13 protein-coding genes and 4 pseudogenes are annotated in these 21,520 nt (G+C 70.2%); 9 read left to right on the forward strand and 8 right to left on the reverse strand.

What is annotated here, in order from left to right; translation table 11 throughout:
• Positions 1-145: 145 nt before the first annotated feature.
• Together OG780_RS02785 and OG780_RS02790 are read left to right on the forward strand one after the other, a co-directional pair.
• Positions 146-439: pseudogene (locus tag OG780_RS02785) on the forward strand (hypothetical protein); the annotation flags it as partial.
• A 201-nt stretch (positions 440-640) separates the two neighbouring features.
• Entirely contained in the window at positions 641-1,855 is a 1,215-nt protein-coding gene (locus OG780_RS02790) for a glycoside hydrolase family 3 N-terminal domain-containing protein (protein ID WP_328444275.1), read from the forward strand.
• A 193-nt stretch (positions 1,856-2,048) separates the two neighbouring features.
• Here OG780_RS02790 and OG780_RS02795 read toward each other — a convergent pair whose 3' ends face one another.
• Together OG780_RS02795 and OG780_RS02800 are read right to left on the reverse strand one after the other, a co-directional pair.
• Complete coding sequence (locus OG780_RS02795; RefSeq protein WP_328444276.1) at positions 2,049-4,466, reverse strand: ABC transporter permease; 2,418 nt, start codon at positions 4,464-4,466, stop codon at positions 2,049-2,051.
• Positions 4,463-5,155: an ABC transporter ATP-binding protein gene (locus OG780_RS02800; RefSeq protein WP_328444279.1), complete on the reverse strand. Its 693-nt coding sequence runs from the start codon at positions 5,153-5,155 to the stop codon at positions 4,463-4,465. The genes OG780_RS02795 and OG780_RS02800 overlap by 4 nt, the downstream gene beginning before the upstream one ends.
• A gap of 422 nt (positions 5,156-5,577) precedes the next feature.
• On the opposite strand from OG780_RS02800, the gene OG780_RS02805 reads away from it, so the two are divergent.
• The 3 genes and pseudogenes from OG780_RS02805 to OG780_RS02815 all read left to right on the forward strand — a co-directional run.
• Entirely contained in the window at positions 5,578-6,840 is a 1,263-nt protein-coding gene (locus OG780_RS02805) for a sensor histidine kinase (protein WP_443062293.1), read from the forward strand.
• Complete coding sequence (locus OG780_RS02810) at positions 6,837-7,532, forward strand: response regulator transcription factor (RefSeq protein WP_328444283.1); 696 nt, start codon at positions 6,837-6,839, stop codon at positions 7,530-7,532. The genes OG780_RS02805 and OG780_RS02810 overlap by 4 nt, the downstream gene beginning before the upstream one ends.
• A gap of 166 nt (positions 7,533-7,698) precedes the next feature.
• Positions 7,699-8,298, forward strand: a pseudogene (locus OG780_RS02815) (IS5 family transposase); the annotation flags it as partial.
• Between the two features lie 21 nt (positions 8,299-8,319).
• On the opposite strand, the pseudogene OG780_RS02820 reads toward OG780_RS02815, so the two are convergent.
• A pseudogene (locus OG780_RS02820) lies at positions 8,320-9,560 on the reverse strand (IS110 family transposase).
• Between the two features lie 344 nt (positions 9,561-9,904).
• On the opposite strand from OG780_RS02820, the pseudogene OG780_RS44530 reads away from it, so the two are divergent.
• A pseudogene (locus tag OG780_RS44530) lies at positions 9,905-10,108 on the forward strand (IS5 family transposase); the annotation flags it as partial.
• Between the two features lie 172 nt (positions 10,109-10,280).
• Complete coding sequence (locus OG780_RS02825; protein WP_328444287.1) at positions 10,281-11,612, forward strand: lanthionine synthetase LanC family protein; 1,332 nt, start codon at positions 10,281-10,283, stop codon at positions 11,610-11,612.
• Between the two features lie 633 nt (positions 11,613-12,245).
• Here OG780_RS02825 and OG780_RS02830 read toward each other — a convergent pair.
• Positions 12,246-12,938 (reverse strand): VOC family protein, encoded by a 693-nt coding sequence (locus OG780_RS02830; protein WP_328444289.1) that lies wholly within the window; start codon positions 12,936-12,938, stop codon positions 12,246-12,248.
• Between the two features lie 281 nt (positions 12,939-13,219).
• Here OG780_RS02830 and OG780_RS44535 point away from each other — a divergent pair, with 281 nt between their 5' ends.
• Complete coding sequence (locus OG780_RS44535; RefSeq protein WP_443062092.1) at positions 13,220-14,185, forward strand: NUDIX hydrolase; 966 nt, start codon at positions 13,220-13,222, stop codon at positions 14,183-14,185.
• 679 nt (positions 14,186-14,864) lie between these two features.
• Here the strand turns inward: OG780_RS44535 and OG780_RS02845 are convergent.
• From OG780_RS02845 to OG780_RS02855, 3 genes are all read right to left on the reverse strand, one after another.
• Complete coding sequence (locus OG780_RS02845; RefSeq protein ID WP_328444292.1) at positions 14,865-16,007, reverse strand: winged helix DNA-binding domain-containing protein; 1,143 nt, start codon at positions 16,005-16,007, stop codon at positions 14,865-14,867.
• A 118-nt stretch (positions 16,008-16,125) separates the two neighbouring features.
• A complete protein-coding gene (locus OG780_RS02850) occupies positions 16,126-18,354 on the reverse strand; it encodes a hypothetical protein (RefSeq protein ID WP_328444294.1) in 2,229 nt (742 codons plus the stop codon).
• 72 nt (positions 18,355-18,426) lie between these two features.
• A complete protein-coding gene (locus OG780_RS02855; protein WP_328444296.1) occupies positions 18,427-19,884 on the reverse strand; it encodes a hypothetical protein in 1,458 nt (485 codons plus the stop codon).
• Positions 19,885-20,072: 188 nt separating this feature from the next.
• On the opposite strand from OG780_RS02855, the gene OG780_RS02860 reads away from it, so the two are divergent.
• On the forward strand, positions 20,073-20,831 hold the full coding sequence (locus OG780_RS02860) for a hypothetical protein (RefSeq protein WP_328444298.1): 759 nt from the start codon (positions 20,073-20,075) through the stop codon (positions 20,829-20,831).
• A gap of 37 nt (positions 20,832-20,868) precedes the next feature.
• Here the strand turns inward: OG780_RS02860 and OG780_RS02865 are convergent, their stop codons facing one another.
• Positions 20,869-21,414, reverse strand: coding sequence for an ISAs1 family transposase (locus OG780_RS02865; protein ID WP_328444300.1), 546 nt, complete (start codon positions 21,412-21,414; stop codon positions 20,869-20,871).
• Between the last annotated feature and the right edge of the window lie 106 nt (positions 21,415-21,520).

Genomic DNA, 21,520 nt, shown 5'->3' on the forward strand with positions numbered 1-21,520 from the left:
CTTGGTCCGATCCCGTACCTGGCCTGCCGTCGAACTCTCGGCCTGGCTGCGCGCGTTGGGCGACGGGACAGGTCTCGCCGGACATTCACGCCACGTTTCCGGTCCGGTCGAGGGCCGGGCGGCGGACTGCCGGTGCGTCGACGCGAAGGCGGACGCCGGGCGGGCCCTGGCCCCGGGTGCGGTTCCAGGTCTGCCGGAAGGTCTCGGCGCCGCGAAGCCGGAGGCCCACTGGGGATCGGTGGAAGTCCCTCACCGCCCCTACTACGCTTATGAGGAGATACTCGCCGTCTTCGGCGACGCCCCGGGTATCGGCGGCTCACTCCTGTCCGCCTGCGAGCGGCTCACCACCGTGATCTCGGACGGAGAGGTGTCGGCGCTGCCGCCCGTAGCCGAGCACGTGCGGCTGCTGTGCGTCGACGCGTACACACGGAGGCGCCCCGGGGCCGTGCCGCACGGTGACGGTCCGGACGAGGACCGACCGCGCTTCGCGTAGGCCCACGAGCAGGCGTCGAGACCCTCGGAAAGGCAGCGCCGCACGCTCGGACCCGGCCCAATGGCTCGGAGGTACGCTGGACTCGGCAACTGACTTCCCGCTGCAAGATACAAGCGGACCCCCGGCAGGCACCCTCGGAGTATCTTCATGGCATCACACCAGTCGCCCACCCATCGCTCCGCCGTCAGCCGACGCGTCCTGCTCGCCTCAGCGCTGGCGGTGTCTCTCGCGGCGGCGGGTGTCGGAGGTGTCCAGGTCTCGCGGGCCGCCACGATCGACCCGTCCGCGGGAACCTCGAAGCTCGCGGCGTCCACCTGCGCCGACAGGACCTATTCGGCGATGACGGCTTCGCAGCGGGTCGGCCAGCTCTTCATGGGATCGGTCACGCCGTCCGCTCCTGACAGCAAGCGCATAGATGTCATGCGTCAGTACCACGTCGGCTCGGTGTTCCTCGCCGGGCGCAGCAACGCCGGAACGGCGGCGACCAAGTCCCTTGTCGACGGTCTTCAGGCGAAGGCGGACACGGTGGCCGGGCATCGTGTGGGCCTCCTGGTCTCGACCGACCAGGAGGGCGGACAGGTGCAGGTGCTGAGGGGCCCCGGCTTCTCGACCATCCCGAGCGCACTGACTCAGGGAACGTGGACGACGACGAAACTGCAGAGCGAGGCGGCCGTGTGGGCCAAGGAGCTCAAGACGGCCGGTGTGAACCTGAACCTGGCGCCCGTCGCGGATGTCGTACCGGCGAGCCTCGGCACGGCCAACGCTCCGATCGGCCGGTACGACCGCGAGTTCGGTCACACGGCCGCGACGGTGGCCCCGCACAGCAACGCGTTCCTCGCCGGCTCCACCCAGTCCGGCGTGCTGGCCACGCTCAAGCACTTCCCCGGACTCGGCTACGTCCGCGGCAACACCGACACCACGGCCAACGTCGTGGACACCGTGACGACGAGCACGAGCGCGAGCGTCACCACCTTCAAGTCCGGCATCGATGCCGGGGCGCCGTTCGTCATGATCTCCTCCGCGACGTACAGCAAGATCGACCCGAACAACCGGGCCGCGTTCTCCCCGACGGTGATCCAGACCATGCTCCGCAAGAACATGGGGTTCAAGGGCGTGGTCATCTCGGACGACCTCGGGAACGCGGTGGCGGTGAAGTCCGTGGCTCCGGGAGACCGTGCGGTCAAGTTCCTCGCGGCCGGCGGTGACTTGGTCCTGACCGTCGAACCGAATCTGATCCCGGCCATGACCAAGGCGGTGCAGAGCCGGATGACCCAGAGCGCGACCTTCCGCACGCAGGTGAGCCAGAGCGTCCATCGCATCCTGAACGCCAAGCAGAAGGCAGGCCTCCTCTCCTGCAGCTGACCCAGGTCGCACCGAGCACCGAAGCCGTGCACGACAGACCCGGGATCAGTCCACCGGTCCCCGGCCGCCAGGATGACGGCCGGGGAGCATCCCGGGGAGGCCGTGGTGTTCAACCCAGGACGGTTATCTCTCCTGGCTGGAGGTCTGCTCCCGGAGTGACGACATCGCGGTGAGGCGACCACCGCGCGGCGGGTCACTCGGTGCGCAGCGCCGTGGCCGTACGGACCTTGGCCGCCCATCCCGCGGGGACCATCGCGCCGGACAGGGCGACGAGCACCCCGGCCAGGCCCAGCAGCACCAGTTGCGAGCCGTCGTACACATCGAGGACCGAGGGCGGAAGGCGGGTGCCCGCGGCCTCTCCCATGACCGGCAGGACATAGCCGTGCAGCGCGAACCCGGCCGGGACCCCGATCAGCCCGCCGACCACGCCGATCCCGGCCACCGAGGCGAGGACGAGACTCACGGTCTGCCGCGGGGACATGCCGAGCGCCTTGCACACTCCCAGGTCGTGGACGCGCTCGCGGGTGTCGAGGACGACGGAGTTGAGGACGCCGAGGCCCGCCACGGAAACCAGCATCAGGGTGAGAAGCGCCGCCATCGCCTCCAGCAGGACGATCATGTTCTCGCCCTCCGGGGCGGATTCGGCGAAGGCGTCGCCGCCCAACGGCTTGAGCACCGCACCGAGCTTCTGCGCGTAACCGGCCGGGGAAACCCCCGACTTGACCTCGATGCGGAAGGCCTCCGGCTCCGCCTTGGCGAAGCTGTCGAGATCCGCGTGGACCCGCATGCCGTCGTCCGACGTGTCGAAGGCCTCGCCGACGATGCGCAGGCTCACCGTCTCCTTCTGGAACGTCACCCGCACGGAATCGCCGATCCTGGTTCCCGTCCGCTCCAGGAAGCCGGTGGGCACCACGACCTGGCCCCGTCCGGAGATCCAGTGCCCCGCGATCATCTCGTAGCTGCCGGGACGGGAATCACCCTGGTAAAGGGTGGCCCGGACGGTGCCGGAGATGCCGGACACCGTGGCGTCGCCCGTCGCCGTGCCGTAGTACGTGGCGGTGCCGGACTGCGCCGCGATCGCGGCCCGCACCGCGTCCGGATCCGCCGGCTCCTGCTGGTCCGGCCCTGAGCCACCGGGCGCCTGCCGGGAACCGGCCGTGGGCGGCTTCTGCTTCTTCTCCGGCACGCCGGGCCCGGAGCCGCCCGGCCCACCGGTGACGGCGGTGACATCGGCGCTGTTCTCGGGATCCTGCGCGCTCGCCACCGCGTTGAGGGACTGCGTCAGTCCCACCGCGAACGTCGCGGCGACCGTCCCGAAGGTCACCGCCAGCACCATCGCGATCGCCCGTACGGGGTGCGCGAAGGGACTCGCGAGGCCGTACGTCACCGGACGTGGCAGCGGCAGCCGCCCCGCCGCGCGGTGCGCCCACTGACCGCGTGTGGTGCGCGGCGCCCTGCCGACGGCGATGGCCTCGACCGTACGCAGCCTGCCGGCCCGGAGCGCGGGCACCAGCGCCGCGATCGTCACCACGAGCAGCGCACCGGCCGGCACCACGACGTCCACCCACCAGGCCACCGAGAGCGACACGGTGCCGTACACGGACTCGGTGTCCGCCAGCAGCGGCACCGCCAGCAGGTTCCCCAGGACGACGCCGAGTGCGATGCCGACCGTCGCGGGGATCAACGCCTGGGCCACATAGGCCCGTACGACCTCGCGCGGAGTGAATCCGATGGCCTTGAGGATGCCGATCCGGCGCAGCCCCGTGCCGACGGCGCCGCTGATCACGCTGCCGATGATGATCACCGACATGACGATGCCGAGCACGCCGAACGCGAACAGGAACGGGATCGTGGCCGCCGCGCCCTGATCGACGGCGCGTTTGGTGTCCAGCCACGACTGGGTACCGACGAGTGCCCCGGCGGGCAGGGCGGCGGCGAGCTTCTTCCGGTCGGCCGCGATCTGTGACTTCGTCGCCGCGGAGTCGAAGCGGTAGAGCATCTGGCTCGCCAGGACGCTCTCCCCGGTGGCGAGGGACCTGACCTGGGCGGGGGTCGCCCAGACGTCGGCGCTCCCGCTCGTGGACAGCGCGAAGCCGACGACGGTCAGCGTCTGCGCGTCCGCGGCCTCGGAACTCATCAGGGTCGCGCCGAGCACGAGATCCGGGCCCTGGAACGAGGCGGACAGCACGATCTCACCCGACTTGCGCGGCCACCGGCCCGACTTCAGGTCCAGTGCGTCCACGTCCTTTCCCGGACCGGACCGTCCGACCAGCGTCAGCGCGGGCAGGTGTCCGCCGTCCTGGCCGATCGGGTTGATCGTCGTGGACGGGAACGGACCCGCGCTCGCCGTCACCCCCTCCAGGCCGCGGGTGCTCGCCAGTTGGGCCGCGCTCGCCCGGTGCGGGTCGAGCTGCGCGGTGAGGTGCGCTCCGTGCTGCCGCGCGAAGGCGTGGTCGAAGGGTGCGTTCGTGGCGACCATGAGGGACCCGGCGACCACGGCCGAGGCCACGGCCATCATGGTGGCCACGGCGATCACCAGCGTCTGGACACGTCGTCTGCCGACCCCGGAGCGCACGACCCGGCCGAGGGCACCGCTGCCGAACCGGATCATCGGACGGCCTCCGCGCGCGTGTCGACGGCGACCTTGCCGTCGACCAGATGGATCGTGCGCTGCGCGCAGGCCCGGGCCAGTTCCAGGTCGTGCGTGACCAGGACGACGGTCTGCCCGCCGCGGTGCAGATCCACGAGCAGCTCGCGGACCTCCTGCCCCGACGCGGTGTCCAGCGCGCCGGTCGGCTCGTCGGCGAGCAGCAGCGCGGGCTTGTTCACCAAGGCCCGTGCCACCGCCACGCGTTGGCGTTCGCCGCCGGACAAACGCCCGGGGTAGGCGCGGGCGTGCTTCTGGATTCCCAGCACCTCCATCAGCTCCCCGGCACGGGTCGCCGCCGCCCGCCGGGCGGTCCCGGTCAGCTGGGCGGGGAGCTGGATGTTGTCGGCGACGGTGAGGTCGTCGAGCAGGTTGAAGAACTGGAAGACCATGCCGATCCGTTCGCGGCGGAACCGGGCCAGCGCGTGCTCGCTCAGTCGGTCGATGCGCTGCCCGGCCACGGTCACGGTGCCCTCGCTGGGCCGGTCCAGACCGGCGATGAGATTGAGCAGCGTGGACTTTCCGCTGCCGGACGGCCCCGTCACGGCCAGGGCCTCGCCCTGGGCCACGCCGAGATCGACCGGTCCGAGCGCCGGGGCGTCGGCGCCCCCGTACCGCTTGGCGACGCCCTCCAGTTCGATCACGTGATTCATGGGTGTGTCCGTCCTTCACGGTCGATGAGCCGATGCCCTGTACAAGTCCGGCGAACGTACGGGCGGAGGCGGCGGCGGCGCGTCGGCCGGGGCACCGACATACGGCCCTCCCCGCGGAGGACCCGGCGGCGGGGTCATCCTCGAGGAGTACTCCTGGCGGACAGGTGCGCCGATCACGCAGGTGGACGTGGAACCGTGCCGCCGGGCCGCACAATGTGCGGATGGAGAAGGAGGACCCGCACGGGCGGCCGCACGACGCGTCGTGGTCAGGCACAGAGCGAGAACAGGCCGGCCCCGCGCGGGAGCGGGTCGCAGACCGGCGGGAGCGCACCGGCGACCGGCCGGAGCGGGCAAGCGACTGGCGGGTGCGAGCCGGCGACGTGCTGCGGCCCGGGACGTGGTGGGCGCGCCTCCGCGAGGCGATGCGCCCGGAGGGTGAGCCCGCCCCGCTGTCCCGGCGGGCGGTGCGCCTGGACGTGGTGCTGGCGGTCGTCCTGACCGTCGTCGCGCTCGTCGTGGCGGCGCGCTATCCCGGGGACGGGCCGGTACGGATCAGCTCCCGGGCCGTGACCGCGAACCGGCCCGAGTTCCCGTACCCGGTACCGCCTCGGCCCCCGGCCCCGGGGGCCGAGTACCCGTCGGAGTCCTCCGCGCCCTGGGTCCTGGTGGTGCTCTCGGCGCTGCCGCTCGCGGCCCGGCGCAGGTATCCGCTGCTCGCGTTCGGGGTGGTCGCCGCCGCGGCGCTGGCCATAGCGGATCGCGTCTCCTGGATCAATGTGCTGACCTGCAGCATCGGCGCGTACGGAGCCGTCACGCACAGCCGCTACCGCGCGCGGGCCATGGTCGCGCTGATCGTCGCCGCCGTGCTGGCAGGTGTCGCGTTCCGGGATGCGGACCCCATGCTTCCCGGCTGGTCCAGTCCCGCCGTGGTGCTCCTGGTCGTCGGGGTGCTGGCGAGCCTCGTCCGGTTCGGGCGCCTGCGGCTGGAAGCGAGCCGCAAGCGGTTCACGGACCTTCAGCAGACTCAGGAGAAGGCCATGCGCCGGGCCGTCGACGAGGAACGGGCCCGGATAGCCGCCGAGCTGCACGACGTCGTCACCCACAATGTGAGCGTGATGGTCATTCAGGCGGGCGCGGCGCGCAAGGTGATGGACGCAGCCCCGGAGCGGTCCAAGGAAGCACTGCTGGCGGTGGAGGCCGGGGGCCGCGCCGCCATGGCCGAACTCCGCCATGTGATGGGCCTGTTGGCGGGCCCGGACGCGAGCGCCGACACCCCCGCCGACGGCCTGGAACCGCAGCCCGGCCTCGGACAGCTCGACGCCCTCACCGAAAGGGTGCGGGCCGCCGGGACATCGGTGGACCTGACCGTCTCGCTGCCTCCCGGACCGCTGCCGCCCGGGGTGGAACTCACGGCGTACCGCGTCGTCCAGGAGGCGCTCACCAACACCATCAAGCACGCGGCGGGCGCCGGTGCGACGGTGGAGATCGGCTTCTCCGGCTCCTGGCTGGAGATCGCGGTCACCGACACGGGAGCCGTCCGCGACTCGCCCCCGGTGGACGGCAACGGCCGCGGGCTGATCGGGCTGCGCGAACGGCTCGCGGTCTACGGCGGCAGGCTCACCGCCGGGCCCACGCCCGCCGGCGGATACCGGGTCACGGCCCGGGTCCCGTGGGAGGCGGTGTGAACGGGCCCGCTCTGCGCGCCGTCATCGCGGACGACCAGGCCCTGGTGCGTACCGGCTTCGGGATGATCCTCGCCGCCGACGGCATCGAGGTGACGGCCGAGGCGGCGGACGGCGCCGAGGCGGTCGACGCCGTCCGCCGCACCCGGCCCGACGTCGTCCTCATGGACATCCGGATGCCGCGGATGGACGGCATCGAGGCCACCCGGCGCATTCTCGGCGGCGGCCCCGACGGCTCCGAGGACACCCGGGTCATCATCCTCACGACGTACGACCTCGACCACTACGTGTACGCGGCGCTCACCGCCGGAGCGAGCGGTTTCCTGCTCAAGGACGTCACGCCCGAGCACCTCGTGGCAGCCGTGCGCCTCGTGCGCTCCGGCGACGCGCTGCTCGCACCCACGATCACCCGTCGGCTGATCGAGCGCTTCGCGCACCGCCAGGAGTCCCCGCGGACCGGTCTCCACCGTGATCTGTCCGGGCTGACCCCGCGCGAACTGGAGGTGCTCCGCCTGCTGGCGACCGGCCTCAGCAACGCCGAACTCGCGGACCGTCTGTTCCTCAGCCCGACCACGGTCAAGACGCATGTGGGCCGCATCCTGTCGAAGCTCGATCTGAGGGACCGGGTACAGGCCGTGGTCCTCGCCTACGAGAGCGGTCTGATCTCCCCGCAGGGCCCGCCCGACACCGGCTGACGTCCTACGGTCGGGGGGCAGGAACCTGGGAACGGGGACCTGGGGACGGGAGGTCGACGTCGGGAACCGGAAGCCCGGGACCTGGCCGGGGACCAGGGCCGTGGGACGCCTCGGCGGCTAGGCCGTGTATCGAAAGTGGATCTTGAGCGGTGAATGATCTCTACTCATGGGGCGGGGAGATCTCACGGACGAGCAGTGGGCGGTGCTGGAGCCGTTGTTGCCGAAGGGGACGAAGGCGGGGCGGCCGCCTGTCTGGACTCGGCGGCAGTTGATTGACGGCATACGGTTCCGTGTCCGGACCTGTTTTCCGTGGCGGGACGTGCCTGTCGAGTACGGGCCGTGGGACCGGGTCTACGACTTGTTCCGCCGGTGGCAGCGGGACGGCACCTGGCACCAGGTCCTCACCCGACTCCAGTCACTGGCCGACGCGAAGGGTGCGATCACGTGGGACCTGAGCGTCGACTCCACGGTGTGCCGCGCCCACCAGCATCCAGCCGGGGCCCGCAGACAGGGTGACCTGCAGAAGGAACCATCAGGCGGTGTCTTCACCGAGCCCGTTGATCACGGGCTGGGAAGATCGCGCGGCGGGTTCACCACCAAGCTCCACCTGGCAGTCGAGCATGGCCAAAGGCCCATCTCGATCGTGGTCACGGCGGGGCAGCGCGGGGACTCGCCGCAGTTCGAACCCGTGCCGGCAAAGGTCCGCGTGCCCCGCATCGGGCCGGGCCGGCCATGCGTCCGCCCCAACCGAGTCCGGGCGGACAAGACACCCCATGCAGCTATCGGGTCAAGCAGCAGCTGCTGGCGGTGTCCGTGAGATGACGGTGAAGGCGATCGTTTCGTCGAACTTCTGGCGGGTCGTCAAGCAGTGATGCAGTTGGCCGAGCATGCGGTTGAACAGGCGTCGGAGGGCTGCGTGGTAGCGATCACCGGTGTCTCTTCGGCGGTTGTAGTGGGCATGGGCCCCGGGTGAGGCGGTGAGGGCGGCGAACGCCCAGTGCCGTCCGGTCGCTGCCAGGCGGCTGTTCTTGATCCGCCGATGGCTGACGCGTCTGCTTTTGCCGGATTCACGGGTCACCGGAGCGCTTCCGGCATAAGCCTTGAGGTCCCGGCCCGTCGCGAACCTGGTGCGGTCGTCACCTATCTCAGCGAGCATCCGGGCGCCAGTGAGCACGGAAAGGCCGGGGAAACTTGTGATGATCTCCGCGTCGGGATGCTGAAGAAAGAGTTCCTCGGTGTCACGAGCGAGGTCCTCGCAGGCCCGGCATGCCGCGTCGAGCTGGGCGAGCAGTGCGAGTGTCTGACGCCCCATCGCCGTTTCCACCAGAGCCGGTTGGCGAAGCCGTGTCTCGCGGAGCACTCCGAGGAGTCGGTCGGTCTCGGTATCGATCCGACGCTGGCGGCCGGCCCTTGTGACGGCGGCTCTCAGTCGGCTGCGGGTGAGGCGGGCAGCCTCCGCCGGAGTCGGCGCAACCGCCAGGATCGCGCGGGCCTCTCGGGCAAGCAGACGCTCGCGTTTGTCCGCAAACGCCTCAAGGATCGCCGGGTAGTACTCACGGAGATGAGATCGGAGCCGATTGTGGGCTCGCGTGCGGTCCCAGACCGCGTCCTGCTGAGCTCGAGCCAGAACGGCAATCGCCCTGGCCAGATCGGAGTCGTTCGGCAGCGCCCGATGCTGCTCGGCGTCGGTCCGCAGGATGTTCGCCAGGACCAGGGCGTCGTGGTGGTCGGACTTTTGCGGGAGACGACATGGCGGTCGCGATAGCGGGCCACAGCCATCGGATTGATGGCGTAGACCCGGCGGCCGGAAGCCCGCAGGCAGGCCACCAGGAGTCCGCGGGAGGTCTCGATCGCGATCGGGATCGGATCGTCCGGGCTGTCGCCGTGCTCGGCGAGCAACTGCAGCAGGTCCTGGAAGCCGGCCGTGTCGTCACTGATCCTGAGCTTGCCGAGCAGTCGGGCGTCGGAGTCGACCACCGCCACGTCGTGGTGGTCCTCCGCCCAGTCGATTCCGCAGGTCACGTGCAACGTGCGCTCCTCTCGAGCCTTCGCTGTCCCTCGGCTTCGAGCCGAGACGGGACCACCCGGCCACCTAATAGAAGCGCTCGCCGGCGCACCACCCCATCAGCCGTCCGTGGCCCCAGCTGAGCCCAGGGGCCTCGCTCTTGTGGAGAGCTCCACGGCTCCGGCTGATCGGGAGGTGGCCCTGGGAACGGCTCGAACCACGGCACGGTACGCCGACCGAATTCGAATCGGCAGAGGCTGGGTCTGCGTCCCTCTTGTCGAAGCGCTCCAGGCGCTGCATACAGACCAGACGTCGCACCCAGCCCCTGCCAGGACTGGCTCAACGGCCAACCCACAGCGCCTATTAGGCGTACGCCTCCCGCAAAAACCGCGCCTACCTGCGCCGCCAAGGGATCCGCTGCACCATCCCGGACAAGGCCGACCAGGCACGCAACCGCCAGAAGCGAGGCTCCCGCGGTGGTCGGCCACCGCATTTCGACCCGGCCGACTACCGCGAGCGGCACGTGGTCGAGTACGGAATCAACCGCCTCAAGCGCCACGGTCCCGTTGCCGCCTGGGGTGAGAACGGCATTGCGCGTTGCCACAGACCATCAGGCACAAGATCACCAGGCGCAGCACCCAACTGCCGTGCCCGAAAACGAGCTTCATTCTGAAGCGATCAGGACGCCACGGTCCCCGCACTCGCGATCTCCTGGCCTTTTCGGGTGGATGTATCGTCGCTGGGTGGCCACGAGCAAAACATACAAGCAGCTGGGCGAGGCGGCATGGTCGTGGGTGCTGGACCAGGTACGCGAGGACGAGGGCCCGTGGCTCCCGGAGACGGTGCCCGGGGACGGCCAGGACGTGACACCGGCGAAGGACCGCGACTCGCTGTACTCGGGGATCGCGGGCCTGGCACCGGTACTGGTGGAGATCGCGCAACACCGTGAGCTGACTGAACGGGAGCGGGCCCTGGCCGACGGGATCGTGACCAGGTTGTCGGCAGAGGCCGAAGGGCGTGTCGAGCCGTCGTTGTACGACGGGCTCGCCGGTGACGGCACGGCACTGCGTCTGCTCGCGCCGGGCGTGGAGTCCGTCGCCCTGCGGCGGCTGGACGATCTGACGACGTCCGACGGCTGGAGGACGACCCTCGAGTTCGAACCGGACTCCGACGCCCCGCTGAACGACATCATCATGGGCACCGCAGGCGTCGTCATGACGGCGGTCTGGGCCGGGGGAGAGTTCGCGGACGCGATCGCCACAACGGGCTGCGAGGTACTGCTGGGCGCGGCGGACCGCACGGAAGCGGGCCTGGACTGGGGCATCGCGGCGAGTACGCAATGGCGGGCGCCCAACTACTCCCACGGCACCGCCGGGGTGGCCGCCGCGCTGGCCGTGGCGGGCGCGGCGCTCGACCGCGGCGACTTCGTCGAGGCGGCGGTCGCAGGCGCTCGGCACGTCCTGTCGGTGGGTGTGCTCGACAACGGCGGGTTCGTCGTACCGCACACCATCCCGCCGTCGAAGCGAGAGGTGGAGCCTCTCACCTACACCTGGTGTCACGGCCCGGCAGGAACCTCTCATCTGTTCTCGGCGTTGTCGCACGCCGGCGTCACAGAGGTGGCCGGATTCCAGGTCGACGAGCTGCGTCGGCGTTGTCTGACCTCCCTCCTCACGTCGGGCATTCCCGAGCGGCTGCGCCCCGGATTCTGGGACAACGACGGCCGGTGCTGCGGCACGGCGGGGGTCGGCGACGTGCTCCTGGACGCCGCACAGGACTACGCTGACACGGACTGGGCGGAGACGCTTCTGCGCGGGGCCCACAAGATGGGTGACGCGCTTGTGGAGCGGGCGGTCCAGGACGAGTCGGGTGCCCGCTGGCGCTTTGTGGAGTATCGGAGCGACGAGCCCCTGCTGCCACCCGGCACCGCGTGGATGCAGGGCGCGTCAGGCATCGCGGCCTTTCTTTTGCGCCTCGCCCGGTTCATCGAAACAGGCCCGAAAGCTCTTGTAGTGGACCGGCCGGATCAGTGGTGGGCTGTGCCCGACGATGTGCGCTTGACCGCTCAAGAGATCTGATGCCAACCGGTGGACGACCATGTGAGTGTCTCCGAACCGAAGCGACCGGACAGCGACAGCCACAAGACACATCAGCCCGAGTCAACACCAGAATGAAGGCGGGGCCTCACCCAGCGGCAGGCACGCGCGAGACACCATCTGCGCAGGCCTGCTCACCACCCATCGAGACAGCGGGAAAGTAACCGGCGGTACGCCACTTCCCGTGCCCGCTGTCGGCGTCATGTCCTGGCACTGTGCTGGTCACTGCCGTGCACAAGGCTGCGCTTCGCCGGTATCCCAAGGACGCACGCTCAACTGTGGCCGTTCACTGCCAACTCAAGTTTCCCCGGACAGCGTTCGACGTCCAGGGACTTCACAAACGTCACATGACGGCCGCGCCTCGCGGAGCGCTGATACCCGCTCAACGGTGTCGGCACGTGGACGGGTCCCGGCACTACACCGGACCCCGCTCCACGGAACGGTCGGGCCGCCATGCCCCCAGAACGGAGTAAGTGCCTCCCTGACGGGGTCTCTTCCCCGCGGTTGCACAAACGGATCGGCCGAGACCGTGATGATCACGTCATCTCATCACGGCAGCCGCTTCCAGGTCCCCGCCCGTTGGTAGCCTCTGCACGCGCTGACCAGCACGTTGTGTCAGCTGTCTCGCCCCTGCCATGTGGTGACGCAGGCTTCGTTCCCCTCCAGATCGGCAAGCACCCAGAAGGCGGGGGCACGGGTCGCGGACACAAGCCGGCCCCCGGCTGCCAGCGCGGCTTCGAGCCGCCGGGGTGCCTCGTCATGCGGAACACTGATGTCGATGTGGATGCGATTGCGCTGCGAACGCGCGCGGTCCATTTGTTGGAACCAGACGGCCGGGCCTTGCCGGACCGGGTCGACGAGGGGATCCTCCGGCCCCTCGGCGCCCGCCTCATCGGCATAGCCCAACACCGCCTTCCAGAACGGCCGAATCCCGGCGATGTTCAGGGCATCGATTGCGATCTCCAGAAGCTGGACGGGCCGTGGTGCCCCCGCTCTGAGTCCGGGCTCCGGCAGAAACCCGGACTTGTCAGCGGTGACAGAGATCCGACGTGCGAGTTCGACATCCCGGGTAGTAACCGCTGCGTGGTCCAACGACTGCAGAGTGAAGACGGCCAGGTCGGGGCGGACATCGATCCGGAGATGGCGATCGGCATCGTCGCCACACACTGCGACAGCGTCCGCTGCCAAACTGATCGCTTGAGCCAACGTCCCCACCAGAACCGACGTTTGCAAGGTGCCCAGCAAGTAGCGCCACCCGTGATCCTGGACCGCTTCGGACGCTTCCTGCCGACTCAATATCTGCTCCATGCCCACATCCTTGCAGCTCCACCTGCCAGTACTTTCGATACACGTCCTAGGTGCCGATGGAGACCTTGTGCTTCTCGAAGTGCGCGAGGAATGCGTCCCACTCCTCCCCTGTCGGGATCCGGTTGACTCCGTGTGGCGATCGAGCAGGTCCGATCGCAGAGGCGGCTTTCGCGACGCAGATGGTCGGCTGTGTTGCATTCCGCAGGAACTCCTGTGATGCAGGTCACTCTCTTTCGTGCTCCTGGGGCCGCGCTGTCAGTGGGGACTGAGATCGTGCCTCCGTGAGCGAATTGGTGGAGCATGTAGATGAGCAGGACCGCGTGTTGGGAGTCGTCGAACGAGGCGAGGCGGTGCGTCAGCACTGGCCGCATCGCATTGCGACGACGATCTGCCGTGATCGGGCAGGGCGGATCTTGGTGCTGCGACGGTCCGAGACGCATTCCCGGTTCCCTGGCTACTACGACGTGATGGTCGGTGGCGCCGTGGACGTGGGCGAGTCGTATGAGGAAGCCGCGGCCCGGGAACTGTCCGAAGAGTTGGGCGTTCGTGCGCCCGTGCGCTTCATGTTCAAGTTCCTTTGCCGGGAGGGGATCAGCCCCGTGTGGTTTGGGGTGCATGAGGCTGTCGTGACTGAACCCCTGATCCCGGACCCGGGCGAGATCGCCTGGCAGGGCTGGCTGACAGAGACCGAATTGTGCGAGGTCGTCGATCAACGGCTCCTCGTTCCGGGAGGACGGAAAGCTCTGCGCCGATACCTGCAGTCCGAGTCCGGGCCGGCAGCTGAAGAGGCGTCTCCCCGGCGATCCGCCGATGTCAGTGGCGACTGCGATGCTGTCGGCATGATCCCTTGGAACCTGCTGGTCATCGACAAGGCTCTGCGCGCCAGTTGGGCCGCTGACACCTGTTCCCCGGACGACCTCGCCCGCGCCGGCTGGCAGCCCGACAACCCGGCGTGGGGCCACTGTGACATCACCGCTTTGATAGTGAACGACATCTTCGGTGGCGACCTCATGGTCGGGGAGGTCCACTGCGGCGGGGAACAGCACGGATTTCACTGGTGGAATCGGTTGCCCAGCGGTGTGGACCTCGACCTGACGCACGAGCAGTTCCGGGATGGCCAGACCGTGACCGCAGCCCGAGTCGTCAAACGTCCACCTGGGCCTCTTCCTCGGCGCTGGGAGAAGTATCTCCTTCTGCGCGAGCGCGTCATCGAGCACCTCGGTCACCTCCCCGAGCCTGCTGTCTGACCCGCGGAGATCGTGCTTCAACTGCACCTCCCGATCACGGTGGTTCGTGGTGCGGGAAGGCGTCCGACCTGGCTGGCCCGGCGGCGACATCGCGAAGCAGGACGATCTCCTTCCCGTACCTGCCGCAGGAACCCGACTACAACAAGCGGCTGCGCAAGGCCGCTAACCTGCTCCTCCGTATTACTCCTGGTAGCGCCAGTGCAACCGCACTGGCTTGTCGGCGAGTTGGAGTCACCGGGTGAAGTCCCGAGCGTCGGCCCGGGACGCCTTGTTCCAGGGGATCTCCAACGTCCACAGGAACCGGTGCCACCGCAGCAGACCCATGCCGTACGACCGGATCGTGGCCGACGGCTTGGAGCATGCACGCAGCTCGGCGAACCACTCGGCCGCCGGCTCGACGACGACGTCAGCAGGGTCGAGCAGCCGTACGGCTCCTCTTCCTTGCCCGTCGCTTCCAGCCGACCGATCTGCGGCACGACCAGGTTCGTCAGATCCCTACGGAGCACTTGAGATGAGTTCACGGACGGGCCGACGCAAAACCCTCATCTGGTCACCGACCTGGGACGACGACGTACTTAGTTCGGTCAACAGGCACCACCCGCCATCCCGGCCCCGGTTGAGCAACGCCCCTACCTCGGGCCCCGGTTGAGCCACGCCCGCTCTCCCTCGGGGGACCGGTTCAGCAACCCTTGACCGTCCTGGTCTCGGCTGCCGGGATTCCCTTGTCCCACCAGTGGTTGTAGCGGCGGTACGGGGCCGGGTCCCGGTCTGCGAGCAGCGCCGCCAGCTTCTCCGCCTCCTCTGTCAGTCCGCGCCAAGCCGCCTTGTCGAGCTTGCGGAACGCGGTCAGCTCCAGGCCCGCGTTCGTTGTGCGCCACACCCCGGCGACCTGGCCGTCGACGAGCAGGGTGGGCAGGATGTCGCCGTTGCGCCGGACTACGAGCGGCCGGTGGTCCTGGGGCATGACCCGCCCGGGCAGGGCGTGGGCGAGCAGCGTGCTGTCCCACATCGGCAGCAGCCTCGGCGGCGCGGGGGTGTCCTCCGCCGGCACGGTGGCACCCGGCAGGTCGTACAGGGCGGCGCGGGCCGGTCCGGGAACCCGCACCACCTGGTCACCGAGCTCGCTCAGCGCCTGGGTGATCACGGGGCGACCCAACAGGGTGAACCGCGCGAAGTCCTGGGCCGACGCCGGTCCGAACGCCCGGAGGTAGGCGAGCAGGAGCCGCCGTGCTCCCGCCGCCGCGTCCTGTGCCGCGGCCCCCGGGGCGACGGGCGAGGCGAGGTAGGTGTTCGGCAGTCTGAAGGACCACGGACCGCCGGTCGGCGCGTGATGGATCGGCGCGTACGTCCTCAAGGCCCACCACAAACGGTGCGCGTGTTCGCCGAAGTGCGCGGTGACCTCCCCCTCCACGTCGGCTCCGGTGTGAGGGTGCGCCAGGAACTCGGCGAGCCGCGGGAGCAGCGCGTCGGCGTCGTCGTCGGTCAGTTCGGTCGAGGTGAAGCGGCGGTCGTACAGGCGCGATGCCCGCAGACTCCGGGCCATGGCGGCGTGGTACGGCGCGTAGTCGTCGGCGTGGACGGCGTGCAGGGTGATCCGCATGAGGGTCGCCTTCACGATCCGGCGCTCCGTGAACGCCGCGTCGAGATCCTCGGGCACGAAGCCCTCCACGCGGTTCCACAGGGCCACGTACGGCGACGCGGGTGCCTGTGCCTGAACGGCGCAGACCTGGCGGACAGCCTCCGCCACGTCGAGGCGCCGGCGCTCCAGGAGGAGCTGACGGTCCAGGGTCGCCAGGGTGAGCTGCCGCGCGGTGAGGGTCACGCCCGGATTATCCCGCCCGACCGGCACCGGCGGTGCCATCAGCACATCGTGAACCGCTACGCGACCCGGCAGCAGACGGCTCGATCCTGGAGCCGAGCGCTTCTTACCCGTTCTCTGTTCAAGGCGCCAGGTCCGCGAGCACACGTCGAGCGACAGCGCGGAGTTCCATGTCGTCGTGAATGATCTCGGTATGGCTGCCCGACCCCACGCCGCGACGATCCCCATCGGCGAGCAGCCGGACACGGTCGAGTTGGGCCGGAGTGAACGCCGCGGGGCCGATGGCGGCGAGGGCGTGGAGCGCGGCCAGCGCGGAGCGTAGATGCCCGCCGGGCACGACTGCCGTGAGGACCCGATCGACGAGGTCGGTGAGCGGGACACCGGCGGGTCGGTCGGTACCCGGGTGTACGGCCACCAGTGCTCGCGCGGCCGCCGCTGCCGTGTCCGGGCGGTCCAGCATCGCCAGCAGATGGGGAACGGTGGACCTCGCGTCGGGGCCGAGGAGGGCGGCGATCTCGGCCGCGCTGTTCGCCGCCTGGTGGGCCCAGGGACCGGAGGACCAGGTCAGGCCCTCCAGGACCATGGGCAGCACGCTCTCCCGATCCCCGGTCAGCTCCCACACCGCTCCGGCCGCCGCCAGTCCCGCCCGGACCGCGGCGACGCTCGTCCGGGTCTCCGCCGGCTCGGCCACCATGGCCGAGAGCCGGGGCAGCAGCGAGCGGGCCTGTCCGCCGAGCGAGACGGCCGCCCGGACCCACTGGTCGCGCGGTTCGCTCCGCTCGCCGAGCGCCGGTCCAAGGACCGCGACCAAGGCACTGGCGTCGCCCGTCAACGTGTGGAGCGCGGTCGCGGACGCCACACGGCCCTGCCGGGGCCCTGCCTCGGCGGAGCACCGCAGGGCGGTGATCACGTGGGGGTCGAGCCGCGCGTCGGCGACGGCGGCGAGCGCCCGGCCGGCCACGGAGGGGCGATGCGGCAGCGCGTCCAGCAATTCGGGTATCGCGGCGCGAGCGGAGCGCCCCCAGCCGGCCAGCAGTCCCGTCAGGTAGACCGGTTGGTTCACGGCCGCGAGCCCGTCCGTCAGCAGCGACCCGCGCCTGCCCCCTCTCGTACCCTCGGCCGTCACCGCGGCCAGGCGCACGCGGACCGCGTCGAGCAACGGCGTGGTGCACGGCAGCGGAGCCGGCGGACGGCGCGTGGTCGTGCGCGCCCAGGCGGCTTCCAGGGCGAGTGGCCGCTGTGCCAGATCACGGGCGAGGAGGTCCGACGCCTCGGGCGCGCCCAGCGACACCAGTACCGCCAGGGCGAAGTCGGCCACCTCGCTCGTCCCTTCGGCGAGGGCGACCAGCGCCGGAACCGCCTGCGGAGCGGGCTCGCCCCACTGGCTCACCGCCTCGAGAACATCTCCGGCGGTGACCGCGGTGTCCAACAGGGGCAGCATCGCCGGCACCAGCCGACCCGGCGCGCTTCTGGAGCGCAGGGCGAGCGACTCGGCCGCCCAGGTCGCCTCGGCGATGGCCGGCCGGGGATCCACGTCGAGGCGCGTGGCCTCCACCGCACGTTCCAGCGCCGCGACGACGACCTCGATCGCCTCGTCCACGCTGCCGCGCTCGTACAGGCCGGCGGCCAGAGCCCACAACGGCGCCCGTGCCGAGATGCTGCCCGCGGTGTGCGGTTGAAGCGGCGCCAACGCCGCCACGATCGCCGCCAGTTCGCCGTCCCAGGGACGGCCCGTGTCCACGGCGGCCAGGAGCCCCGCCACGCGCACCGGCGAAGGCTCCGACGCGTCCAGGGCGGCCGCGCACAGGTGTTCCGCCGCGGCCGGGTCGATCCGGACGCACGCGCTCACCACGTCGGCCCGCACCACCGGATCGGCTTCCGTCTCCCAGCGCCGACGCAAGGCCGCGGAGGCGGCCGGACCTGCCACCTGCCCGCATCGGGCCACAGCCCAGGCCCCCCACTGGCGCACTTCGGGAACGGCATCGGACAGCAGAGGCACCATCAGCGGCAGCTGCTCCACGACAGCCGCGCGCGCCGCGCCGGGCGTGCCCGGACCACGTTCGTCCGTGCTCTCCGCGACGGCACCCAGCATGCCGAGCAACTCCGCACGACGGACGCCCGCAGCCGCGAGACGCGCCAGAAAGGGAACAGCCACGACCGTGGCCTCGTACACCGAACCCTGGTGCACGAGGCTGCTCCACAGCTCCTGTTCGGCCTCCGCCACGATCTCCTGGTCCTCGCCGGTCAGCGCGCGCAGCAGACCGGGGACGTCATCGGCGGGGCCGTAGGCATGGTGCACCTTGGGCCAGGCAACCCGGTCGAGGTCCGCGAACACGTCGGCAAGATCCATGCGCCGGATCCTGTCAGACGGGTCTGACAACGCTGCACGCCCGCCCGAGGTCCGACCGACGGCGCCGCGTCGTCACAGTCCTGCCCGGTCGAGGATCCGATGCATCGCGGTCAGGGGAAGCGACGGGTTCGCGGCGGCTCCAGCCGCGACCGAACGGTCTGCGGTCCCGAGCAGTTCGGCCAGCCGGTGGGCCGGAACAGCGGGGTTGGTCGCGGCCCGACGCCGTACGGCGTCGTTCTCGTCGGTGAGCAGAGCCTCGATCGTATCGGCCGGCAATCCGGGATGTGCCGCGGAGACCGCGCGGTCCTGGGCATCATCGGAGCGGGCCAGACGAGTGGCGGCATCGGCGGGGAAGTTCTTGTGGTCGAGCATGTCCCACCGGCTGTAGCTGGTCCACTTCTCGGCGATCCGCGCCAGCAGCCGGCCGGGGGCGTTCGGCTGTCGCTCGCACACGAAGAGTCGTACCGGGAAGCTCTCGTCGTCGGCGAGGATCCCTACGACGTCGTCCGGCAGATCGGGGCGCATCGCCAGGGTCTTGCGGAATATCTGGTGACGGCTTCGGGCGAACTCCATCCGATCCGCCGCGGACAGGTCCTCGGTCAGCAACCAGCCGACGACGCTGCTGCTCCGGTCGTCGTAGTCCACCGGGATCGACTCGCGCAGCACCGGGTCGAGGCCGCGCCGGGCGGCCACAGCCGCGCGGACCCGGTTGTCCGGATCGCGGGCCAGGTCTGCGAGGTGCTCGGGCGGCAGGGTCGGGTTGGCCGCGACCGCCGCGCGCAGGTCCGGAGTCGCCAGGAACCGGTCGGTCAGACCGGTGTCCAGGTCGGCGACTTCGGCGACCTGCCGCAGCAGGCCTTCGCTGCGCGAAGTCCCGTCCACCGCGGAGTCGGTCTCGGCGACCAGGGCGTATGCCGCCTCGACGGGAAGCGGGCCGTCCAGGCGAAGCAGAAGCATCTGCCGGCCGAAGTGGCCGGTCACCCGTGACAGGAGTTCCTGGATCCGGCCGGCCGGCACCGAGGGCCATTGGGAGGCTGCGATCGCGGCCGTCCGCGCGTCCGGGTCATCGAGCATCCTGACCCGCAGATCCTCCGGCAGCCGGCAGTTGAAGGCCAGCGCGCGACGGACTTTCGATTCCGGGTCGCACGTCAGCAGCTCGTAGACCTCGCGCGCCAGCGGGTCCGGGAGGAGGCGCCCGTGTACACCGACGGTGGTGAAGTACTCCGCTCCTTCGGCCAGTCGGCCCCGCACCCCCGGGTCGGCGTCACCGGCGAGAGCGAGCTGAACCGCCGGTGGGAGATGCGGATGGGCGGCGAGATCCGATCGCACCGCCGCGTCAGGGTCGGTGGCGAGCACCGCCGCGGCTTCCGGGGGCAGGTCCCGGCGCCGGGCCAGACCGGACCGGTCGATGCTCGCGGCAGTCAGGCGGATCAGGACCTCCGGCGGTGCGGAGGGGTTGCCGGCCAGGCCGGGCAGCAGCACGTCGAGGTCCGGTTGTGCGGCGGCGGGAGGTTCGGTGGAAGACGACACCGTGTCATCGTGCCAGGCGTGCCAGGCGTGCCAGGCGTGCCGGTGAGGGTGCCGTGCCCCCTGCAAGCGCCCTCGAACCCCGCAGACAGGACACCACACCACCCTGACAGGTCGTCAGGGTCGGCTCAGGGTTGAGGCGGGGACGTCACGGATAGCCGTTGCCCGGTCATGACCCGCACGCTGTGGTCATGTTGAACACGACTCCCGATGACCGCCGCCCGTCACTCGCCCGCCGCACCGCGCTCGCGCTCGCCGGCGCCGCCGCCCTGACAGGGCTCGTGGGGGCGTACACGCCGAGCCTCGCGCACGCGGAACCGAGTTCCACCCCGCGGTACTCAAGCGACTTCAGCGACTGCCCCGCCCTTCCGGCCGGGGCCGACCCGGCCCGCTGGCGCTGCGAAGTCCACACAGCGGCACCCCTGTTGACGATGGGGAAGGTCGATGTGACTCTCGATCCGATCATCATGACGCATGCCGAGGGGCAGATGCCGGACGGCACCTGGGGACAGGTGTGGGGTGCGATGCACAGCACGCCCACCACCGTTCCCGGCGGGCTCACCGGCACCGCGGCAGGTGAGCGCACACGGCAGCTTCGACTGGCGATCAAGCCGGAGTACGGTGGCCGCTCCGATTTCTACACCGGGCGGCTCAGCCTGCGCTTCCGGCTGTCGAGTCCGCTGCTGCCGCACGGATGCACCATCGGAGCGAGCGTGCCGGTCGATTTCCAGGTGAAGCGGTCGGGTCCCTCGAAGTGGGTGTCACAGGATCCACCGGTCATCGAGTTCTCGGCCTACGACGACACCTTCACCGCCCCCGCGGCCGAGCACTGCGGGCCCCTGACAGGGCCGCTCAACCGGCGACTGGGACTGCCCGCGCCGAGCGGAAATCTGATGACCTACGACGCGACCTACACGTTCCGGATGTACGACCAAATGCCCTCTGCTTAAGTAGGTGTCTTTGATCCTTGAGTTGGTCAGGGCTTGATCAAGTTCCGTGGGCGTCCGGATTGTTGGTGATGCCCAGGATGGGGAGTGCTCGTTGGGGCTCGTCGCGGATCGCCCGGGTGGTCTTGGCGATGTTGTCGGCTCCGAGGGTTTTCAGCGCGCCGATGGCGAGGTTGCGGAGGGTCGCCATGGTCCGTGGTGCGGTCCCGGCGTGAACGGTGGAGGCGTCCTCGGCGAAGGTGACATCCCTGATGTGGTGCGAGGAGTTCTCCACGCCCCAGTGCCCGCGAATCGCGGCGGCCAGATCGGCGGGACCGGCTTGGTGGGCGTCGAGATTTGTGACGGCGTAGACACTCTCACGGGTCTCACGCCGGCCGGTCTGCTTGCGGCGGCGGTGGATGCGGATGGCCAGGCGGGCGTGGGGAAAGGCGATTCCGCCGAGTTTGTCGGCGATCGAGCAGGTCTTGATCGAGCGGGACTCGCGGCGTCCGTGTCCAGCCCCGGAGGCGGTGTGCTGGACTGCGATGGACTGCCAGGGCAGGGCGGCGAGTTGGGCGTGGACGGTGGGCTGGTTGGTCTTGATCACGGCGATGTAGTGGGCCTTCTTGGTCTCGACCAGCCAAGAGATGTTTCGACTTGACCGAGTGCAGGGCGTCGAAGGTGACGACGGTGCCGGTCAGGTCCAGCGGTGC

Source organism: Streptomyces sp. NBC_00386 (assembly GCF_036063235.1).
GTDB lineage: Bacteria > Actinomycetota > Actinomycetes > Streptomycetales > Streptomycetaceae > Streptomyces.